8 protein-coding genes are annotated in these 8,786 nt (G+C 72.3%); 1 reads left to right on the plus strand and 7 read right to left on the minus strand.

From position 1 onward, the window contains the following. Positions 1–730 (minus strand): ATP-binding cassette domain-containing protein (locus tag KME77_RS14330; protein WP_246609754.1); only part of this gene is annotated, 730 nt, incomplete at its 3' end. 79 nt (positions 731–809) lie between these two features. Between KME77_RS14330 and KME77_RS14335 the strand changes: the two genes are divergently transcribed. After that, a complete protein-coding gene (locus KME77_RS14335) occupies positions 810–1,571 on the plus strand; it encodes a TetR/AcrR family transcriptional regulator (RefSeq protein WP_219467017.1) in 762 nt (253 codons plus the stop codon). Positions 1,572–1,619: 48 nt separating this feature from the next. Here KME77_RS14335 and KME77_RS14340 read toward each other — a convergent pair whose 3' ends face one another. From KME77_RS14340 to KME77_RS14365, 6 genes are all read right to left on the minus strand, one after another. Further along, positions 1,620–2,327: a hypothetical protein gene (locus KME77_RS14340; protein ID WP_219467018.1), complete on the minus strand. Its 708-nt coding sequence runs from the start codon at positions 2,325–2,327 to the stop codon at positions 1,620–1,622. 9 nt (positions 2,328–2,336) lie between these two features. After that, complete coding sequence (locus KME77_RS14345; RefSeq protein WP_219467020.1) at positions 2,337–2,915, minus strand: GTP-binding protein; 579 nt, start codon at positions 2,913–2,915, stop codon at positions 2,337–2,339. Beyond that, a complete protein-coding gene (locus tag KME77_RS14350; protein ID WP_219467022.1) occupies positions 2,896–3,258 on the minus strand; it encodes a DUF742 domain-containing protein in 363 nt (120 codons plus the stop codon). The genes KME77_RS14345 and KME77_RS14350 overlap by 20 nt, the downstream gene beginning before the upstream one ends. A 26-nt stretch (positions 3,259–3,284) precedes the next feature. Continuing rightward, a complete protein-coding gene (locus KME77_RS14355; protein ID WP_219467024.1) occupies positions 3,285–3,707 on the minus strand; it encodes a roadblock/LC7 domain-containing protein in 423 nt (140 codons plus the stop codon). Positions 3,708–3,732: 25 nt separating this feature from the next. Then, the gene (locus KME77_RS14360; RefSeq protein WP_219467026.1) at positions 3,733–6,678 is read right to left on the minus strand and encodes a nitrate- and nitrite sensing domain-containing protein; all 2,946 of its coding nucleotides are present in this window, start codon (positions 6,676–6,678) and stop codon (positions 3,733–3,735) included. Between the two features lie 135 nt (positions 6,679–6,813). Continuing rightward, on the minus strand, positions 6,814–8,786 hold a 1,973-nt coding region (locus tag KME77_RS14365), incomplete at its 5' end, for a [protein-PII] uridylyltransferase (protein ID WP_219467028.1).

Consider the following 8,786-nt stretch of genomic DNA (forward strand, 5'->3'; position numbering starts at 1 on the left):
CCAGCCGGGCCGCGCCGCCGCCCACCACGGCGAGGCGGCCGCCGCCGAGCTTGGCCTTCAGCTCGTGCGGCGTGCCCTCGGCGACGACCCGCCCGGCGTCGATGACCGAGACGCGGTGGGCCAGCCGGTCGGCCTCCTCCAGGTACTGGGTCGTCAGCAGGACCGTGGTGCCGCCGGCGACGAGCGCTCGCACCGCCTTCCACACCTCGGCCCGGCCGCGCGGGTCCAGGCCCGTGGTGGGCTCGTCGAGGAAGAGCACCGGCGGGGACAGGATCATCCCGGCCGCCAGGTCGAGGCGGCGCCGCATGCCGCCGGAGTACTCCTTGACCGGGCCGGGATGCTCAAGGCCGAACGTGTCGAGCAGTTCCACGGCCCTGGCCCTGGCCGCCCGCGCGCCCAGGTGGTAGAGGCGGCCGAACAGCTCCAGGTTCTGTCTCCCGGTCAGCACCTCGTCCACCGCCGCGTGCTGGCCGACCAGGCCGATGCTGCGCCGCACCAGCCGGGGGCTGGTGGCCACGTCGAAGCCCGCCACCTCCGCCCGTCCCTCGTCCGGGCGCAGGAGCGTGGTCAGGACGCGGACGGCCGTGGTCTTGCCCGCGCCGTTGGGGCCGAGCAGGCCGCAGACCGTGCCCTCGGGCACCTCCAGGTCGAAGCCGTCGAGGGCCGCCTTACTGCCGGCCTTTCTGGTGCCGTACGTCTTGCGCAGTCGTCTCGCGACCACCGCCGCCATGCCGCCTCCTCGTGTGTCGTACGGCGTACCGTACAACATACGCTTCAGATCACGCAACCGTACGGTGTACCGTACGAAGGTGACGACCGAGTACTCCGGCAAGGGCGACCCCGCCCGCAGCCTGGCGCTTCTGTGGCGCACCAGCGAGCGCGCCAGCCGCAAGGGCAAGCCCGACCTGGGCGTGGACCGCATCGTGCGCGCCGCCATCGAGGTGGCCGACGCCGAGGGCCTCCAGGCGCTGTCGATGCGCCGCGTCGCCGAGAAGCTCGGCGTCGGGACGATGTCGCTCTACACGTACGTGCCGGGCAAGCCGGAGCTGCTGGACGTCATGCTCGACACCGTCTACGGCGAGACGGCCAGGCCCGAGGACGTCGAGGGCGGCTGGCGGGCCAAGCTGACGCTGATCGCCGAGGAGAACTGGGCGCTCTACCTGCGCCACCCCTGGCTGCTGCAGGTGGCGGCCAACCGCCCGGTGCTGGGCCCGAACGTCACGGCCAAGTACGACTACGAGCTGCGCGCGGTCGACGGCATCGGGCTGAGCGACCTGGAGATGGACTCGGTGATCACCCTGGTGACCGGGTTCGTGCACGGCACGGCCAGGGGCGCGGTCGAGGCGGCGCAGGCCGAGAGCCGCACCGGGATGACGGACGAGCAGTGGTGGGCCGCGCACGCGCCGTTCCTCGGCCGGATCGCCGACGCCTCCAGATGGCCCACGGCCAGCAGGGTCGGGCAGGCGGCGGGCGAGGCCCTGAACGGCGCCTACAGCGCCGAGCACGCCTTCGCGTTCGGCCTCGAACGCGTGCTGGACGGCATCGAGGCGCTGATCACCCGCCGCGTCTAAGGACGCTCGGCCGCCGAGGGCGCTCAAGAGGCTCGCCCGCCGAGACGCTCAGCCCTTGGCGGGGACGGGCGGCGCCACGATCGCCAGGGCGCCGCTGAGCTGCCGCTCCGTGGGCGGCGCCGTCCACGTCAGCCCTGGCCCGCCGTCGGCGATCACGCTCGACAGCACACTGCGCAGGACCACCTCGTCGGGCGCTCCCGGCTGGCGCGCCCGCGAGTCCTCGAACCGCTCCCGGATCCCGCCCAGGTCGAGCAGCATCGTGGTGTCCAGCACGACGACCACGAGCGCGCCCAGGCGCTCGTCGCCGGCGGCCGCGCCCTCGGGGCAGACGACCTTCCGCACGGCCTGGGCGAACCCGTCGCCGTCCGTCCAGCCCGTGCGCGGCCGCAGCACGCCGGGCCGCTCGGCGGCCGTGAGCCTGGTCATCAGGTCGGCGGCCGTGGCCTGCGGGTCGTACAGGGCCGCCTGGCCGCGGGCGGCGAAGAGGTTGGCCAGCAGGTCCAGCGAGACGAGGCACGGCGGGTCGGCGACGGTCACCACGCCGGCCCGCTCGTCGATCCCGACCGGCCCGACCGGCCCGCCCTGGTCCGGCAGGGCCCGCAGCCCCTCCAGCAGAGCGGTCGCGGCCTCCTCGCCCAGCCGCCCGCGCCATCCCGTGCGCAGGGGCTGGACGACCGGCTCGCCGGTGGGCGCGCGCCGGCCCAGCCACCAGGCGGACAGGCCGATCATCGCGACCGCGGCCAGCGCCAGCAGCACCCGGTCGTCCTAGGAGACCGGCGCCGCGCGCAGGCGTACGACGTGCTCGACGAGCGAGATCAGCGTCGCCTTCACCGACTCGCGGGCCCGCGCGTCGGTGCGCACGATCGGCACGTGCGGCGACAGCGCCAGGGCCTCCCGCACCTCCTCCTCGGAGTGCGGGAACTGCCCGTCCCAGCCGTTGACGCCGACCACGAAGGGCAGCTTGGCCTCCTCGAAGTAGTCGATCGCGGGGAAGCTGTCGGCCAGCCGCCGCGTGTCGAGCAGCACCACGGCGCCGATCGCGCCGCGGACGAGGTCGTCCCACATGAACCAGAACCGGTGCTGCCCGGGCGTGCCGAACAGGTACAGGATCAGGTCACGGTCGAGGGACAGGCGGCCGAAGTCCATGGCCACCGTGGTCGTCTGCTTGTTCGGCGTGAGGCCGAGGTCGTCGATGCCCGCGGACGCGTCGGTCATGACCGCCTCCGTGGTGAGCGGCAGGATCTCGGACACCGCCCCCACGAACGTCGTCTTGCCGACGCCGAACCCGCCCGCGACGACGATCTTCGTCGACGTCAGGCCAGGGCTAGAGCCTGCGTAGTCCACTGAGCACCCTTTCGAGCATGTTGAGGTCTGGTTGTCCCTGGCTGAGGTGCGGCTGGTGCAGGCGGACAAGTCCTTCGTCGGACATGTCCGCCACGAGCACCCGGGCCACGCCCAGCGGGACGCGGAGCAGGGCCGATATCTCGGCGACCGACCGGAACGTACGACAGAGCTGCATGATGGCCTCCTGCTCGGGAGTGAGCATGGCCATCTCGTCATCCGGTATGGACATCGACGAGATCAGCGTCTCCATCGCAAGGTGGTAACGCGGCTCGGAACGGCCGCCGGTCACCGCGTACGGACGGAACAGGGGCTCATCGTCCCCGGTCCCGTCAATGCCGTACACGGCCCTCCTCCATCAGTTCCATAGCATCACCGCGTCCTGGCCGCCTGCAGCTCCGCGCGAAGGGCCGGCGTCAGCGCCTGGCCCGCCCTGTCGACCAGCAGCGTCATCTGGTACGCCACCAGTCCCATGTCACAGTCGATGCCGGCCAGCACCGTCAGCACGGAGCCGTCGCTGATCGCCATCACGATCAGCAACCCGCGCTGCATCTCGACGACGGTCTGGTTGACGGATCCGCCCTCGAACACCCGGGAGGCGCCCACGGTCAGGCTCAGCAGGCCCGCGGAGACCGCGGCGAGCTGGTCGGCCCGGTCCGGCGGGAAACCCTCGGAGCTGGCCAGGCAGAGGCCGTCGGCCGAGACGACCACCGCGTGCGCGACTCCGGGCGTGTTCCGCACGAAGTCGGTGATCAGCCAGTCGAACCTGTGCGCCTCATGGCTAAGGGTGGTCACTCGCCCTCCCCGGCAGGACGCTCGCTCACTGTTGTTCCTCCTGTCCACGTACTTCCGCACGACCTCGGCGCACTCCCTGCTGGAAGCTGGCCAACCTGCTGCGCGCCCGCTCGGCGGACAGGGGCGGCGCCGGGGCCTGCCGCTGCTGCTGCGGCTGACCGGCGGTGCCGGGGACCAGGTTCGCCTTGGGGGTGCGCTTCGGCAGCCCCGAGGCAGTGGTGCCCCCGAGGCTCGGGTCGCTCGCGGCTGCGGCCGCACGCCAACCGGCGTCAGCGGCAGTTCGCCACGATTCCTCCACAGAGGGTACGGCTTGCGTGGGGTTAGGCTCATCCCCGCTCGGAGATTGCTGGAACTGATCGGCCGGCGGCTTGCGGAACCAGGCGGATTCCACCGACGCGAAGATCGGCAGGAACTCCTCCTGTCCCGGATCCATGGGCGAGATCTCCACCGACGGCGGCGCGTCGCGCCGGCGCGGCTCGCCCGTGCTGTACGGCGTTTGGAACGCGCCATCGGAGCCCCCCTGCGACGGGAACGATCCGAGGCGGTCCGGGGTCGGGTACGACGGCGACTGGGACGGGTAGGAGGGCGGCTGGCTGGAGTACGAGGACGGCTGGGACGGGTACTGGGACGGCGCCGCAGGGCCCGGGAAGGCCCGTCCGGGGCCGCCGGGAGGCGTCCCGTTGGCGGGCCCGCCCGTGGGGTCCAGAGGAGCGTTCAGCGGCCCGTTGAAGGGCCCCTTGGGGCTCGGGTACGACGGGTAGCCGCCCGTGTCGAACGACGGCCGGTGCGCCCCGCCGTCAGTGTCGGCCGTGAAGGGCCGCGCCGGGTTGTTCCCGCTGGTGTCGAGGGGGTCGAAGCTGGCGAAGCTGCGGAACGTGCCGTTCGGCGCCGGGACACCGGTCTGCGGCGTGGACGGGACGGGACCGCTCCCAATGGTGACCGGCCCGTTGGGCCCGTAGGCGGGCCGCTGGGGCAGCGGCGGCCGGGAGGCGTCGGCGACCAGCGCCGGCGGCAGCAGGATCATGGCGATCAGCCCGGCCCCATCGCCCTTGCGCAGCTGGACGCGGATGCCGTGACGCAGCGCCAGACGGCCGACCACGAACAGGCCCATGCGCCGCGAGACCGACACGTCCACGACCGGCGGCTCGGCGAGCCTGCGGTTGGCCTCGGCCAGTTCCTCCTCGGTCATGCTGATGCCGGTGTCGTTGACCGAGAGCAGCGCGCCGCCGCCCTCGATGAGGCTGCTCGACACCATGACCGGGGCGTTCTTGGGCGAGAACTGGATGGCGTTCTCGACCAGCTCGGCCACCAGGTGCACGAGGTCGTTGGCGGCGCTGCCGAGCACGGACGTGGAACGGTGCACCTTGACCTGGACGCGCTCGTAGCCCTCGACCTCCGACAGGGCGGCGCGGACCACGTCGACCAGCTTGGCGGGCTGGCTGCGCCTGCGGCTGGCCTCGTGACCGGCCAGGACCAGGAGGTTCTCGGAGTTGCGGCGCATGCGGGTGGCCAGGTGGTCCAGCTTGAACAGGTCGGCCAGCCGGCCGCCGTCCTGCTCGCCCTTCTCCAGGCCGTCGATCAGCGAGATCTGCCGCTCCACCAGCGTCTGCGTGCGGCGCGAGAGGTTGACGAACATCGAGCTGATGTTGCTGCGGAGCTCGGCCTCCTCGCCCGCCAGCCGTACGGCCTGGCGGTGCACCTGGTCGAAGGCCCGGGCGACCTCGCCGATCTCGTCGTCGCCGTCGACCTCGATGGGCCGCACGTCGGCGGGGGCGTCACCGGTGACGCGCAGCCTGCGCACCACGTCCGGCAGCCGGAACCCGGCGATCTCCAGCGCCTCGGTGCGCAGGCGGCGCAGCGGCGCGATGATCGAGCGGGCGATGCCGACGGTGAGCAGCAGGACGAGCAGCAGCAGCGCGACGATCAGCACGCCGGCGATGATCGCGCTGCGGGTCTCGGCGTCGCGCAGTTCCTGGCTCCTGAGCGCCACCTTCTGGCTCAGGTCGCCCTCGACCTTGCGCAGGATGTCGATGGTGGTGGCGTTGTCGTCGAACCACTGGTCGGGCGCGGGCTTGGCGCGGTCGGTCGCGGCCAGCAGATTGTCCCTGATCCGCACGCCGGGGGCCTTGCCGGCGGCCAGCGTGATGGCGCGCGACTTGGTCAGCTCGGTGTTGTAGTACTCGGGCGCGGTCAGCGCCTTCGACAGCGCCAGGCCGACGTCCGGCCCGGCCTCCTGGCCGACCGCGGCGATCTCCGCCCGCTGCCTGGCGTTGGAGGCGATGAACCGCTCCACCTCCTTGGCGTCCACGGAGGCGGAGTTGTAGTGGCCCTTGAGCAACTGGACGCGCTGCTTGGAGATCTCCTCCTTGGCGCGCGCCAGCGCGCTCAGCGCCCTGAACTGGCCGACGATCTGCGAGTCGTCGCTGAGCAGGCTCAGCTCGTCGTGCAGCCGCAGCAGCGAGTCGAGCAGGGAGTCGTAGCGGGTGGTGTCCTTCTGGCCCTCGCTGCGGGTCCTGTTCAGGACGCCGAAGTCGTAGCCGGTCCGCTTGACGGCGGCGGCGACCCGCACTCCGTACGAGTCGTCCATCATGGTCATGTCGGACTGCACGGACCTGACCAGGCCGTCCACCTTGGCCTTGCGGTCCTTGTAGACGCCGGCGAGGCTCTTGCGGGCCCTGGACGAGGCGGCCATCCAGCCGCCGGTGTCACGCTCCACGCCCAGTGCCTGCACGAGGTCGCGGATCCTGCCCGCCTGCTCGGCGGCCAGGGCCGTACGGTCGTAGTCGCCGATGCTCTGGACCGAGCCCACCACGCGCGCCCCACCGAGCACGACGCCCGCGATGGTGGGAACCAGGACCAGCGCGGTGAGACGCCATCTCACCCGCCAGTTGCGCAAGCCCAGCCTGGGCAGCGCCCGCTTGACGCGGCCCTGCCCCGCGGCTTGGCCGCTGCCGGAGTTCCCCGTTGTCACTGCTTCCGCTACCCCTCGATCATCCGGTTTCCAACGGCAGGTCCAGGCCGTCCAAAGGTTGTCAAAGCACCCGACTTTCCAGGCAAAACGGGCACTTTGCCTGTCAATGTACCCCTGGTTGTTGTGTGCTGTTGGTTATCGAAGTGCCGCGAGCACCTGATCACGGACCAATGTCCGCTGCGCGCCGTCGCTGAGGGGCCGTCCGGCGCGGTCTACCACGTAGAAGACGTCCACCGCCTCCGCGCCGAGAGTCTCCACGCGAGCGGCTCTCACGTCAAGACCACACTCACCGAACGCCCGTCCAATGCGCCACAGGAGTCCCGGCCTGTCATGGGCCCTGACCTCGATCACCGTGGCGGTCGCGGAAGCATCGTCCACCAAGGTCACACGGGGTGGAGCCACGGGAACACGAGCGGGTCTCATAGATCGCGTACGGCGTTGCAGACGCTGCTCTATGTCAAGGCGTCCAGCAAGGACCAGACGAAGATCGGCCTCCAGGGTGGCGGGGTCGGGCGGGGAGCCGAACTCGGGGATGACGGAGAACTCGATCACCGCGGTCGAGCCCGCGGCGGCGGAGGAGGCGGAACGGACGATCAGCCGGTGCGCGGCCAGCACCCCGGCGGCGCTCCACAGCAGCCCGGCCCGGTCGGGGGCCACGACGGTGACGGCCCCGCCGTTGACGCGGACGGCGCCGCCGCCGTGCCGGGCCAGCGCGGTCTGGCTCTCCGACAGGCTCGGCGCCTTGGGCGGCGTCGATCCGGACAGCACCGAGCGCACCCGTCGTACGAGGTCGGCGACCAGCCCGGCCTTCCACGCGTTCCAGGCCGCCGGGCCGGTGGCGTGCCCGTCGGAGACGGCCAGGGCGGCCAGCAGGTCCAGCACCTCGTGCGTGCCGACGGTTCCGGCGACCTTCTCGATCGTGACCGGGTCGTCGAGGTCCCTGCGGGTGGCGGTCTCGGGCAGCAGCAGATGGTGGCGGACGACCGTGGCGAGGGTGTCCACGTCGGCCGGGGGCAGCCCGATGCGGGCGGCGATGTCGCGGACCACGACCTCGCCCGTCGTCGAGTGGTCGCCCGGCCAGCCCTTGCCGATGTCGTGCAGCAGCGCCCCGATCAGCAGCAGGTCGGGGCGGGAGACCTCGCGGGTGTGGCTGGCGGCGTTCGCGGCGGCCTCGATGAGGTGCCGGTCGACGGTGAAGCGGTGGATCGGGTTGCGCTGCGGCCGGTGCCGCACGCGCTCCCAGTCAGGGATCAGCTTGACAAGGATGCCGGCCTGGTCGAGCTCCTCCCACACCGGCACGGCGGCGCGGCCCGCGCCGAGGACGGACACCAGCGCGTCGCGCGCCTCGTCGGGCCACGGCACCGGCATGGGGGGCGACTGAGCTGCGAGAACGGACATGGTGGCGGGCGCGAGCGGCAGCCCGGAGTCGGCCGCCGCGGCGGCGGCGCGCAGCACCAGGACCGGGTCCTTGCGCGGGTCGGTGCCGCGGGCCAGCACCACTTCACCGCCGTGCTCGACCACTCCGTCAGCCAGCGGCCGGCGTCCCCGTGGAGCCGGTCCCGACAGAAGTCTGTCAACCGTGCGCCACGTGGCGTCGAAGGCGTGCGAGATCGTCCGGCCGGCCTCGGCCAGCCTGCGCATCAGCGCCTCGGCGTCCAGCAGCCCGAGCAGCCCGGCGACGGCGTCCTGCTCCTGCAGCACCAGCCTGTCGGCGCCGCGGGCGGTGACGATGTGCAGCGCGTGGCGTACGTCGAGGATGAACTCGTAGGCCTCACGCGCCCGGGGACCGGGCGCGGAGGCGACCCAGGCCGCTGCCACGGCCTGCATGGCTTGGACGTCGCGAAGGCCGCCGCGTCCGTCCTTGAGGTCGGGTTCGAGCAGGAAGGCCAGTTCGCCGCTGACCTGCGCGCGCCGGTCGGCGGCGTCGCGCAGCTCACCGAGCCTGCGGCGGGAGTCGGCGCGCCATTCGGCCAGCACCGCCTCCCTGGCCTTCCTGGTCAGCTCGGGATCACCCGCGATGTGCCTGGCCTGGATGAGGCCGAGCACGGCCTTGAGGTCGTCGCGGGCCACCGCCACGGCCTCGTCCACGGTGCGCACCGAGTGGTCGA

It is taken from the genome of Nonomuraea rhizosphaerae (genome assembly GCF_019396405.1).
Classification (GTDB): domain Bacteria; phylum Actinomycetota; class Actinomycetes; order Streptosporangiales; family Streptosporangiaceae; genus Nonomuraea; species Nonomuraea rhizosphaerae.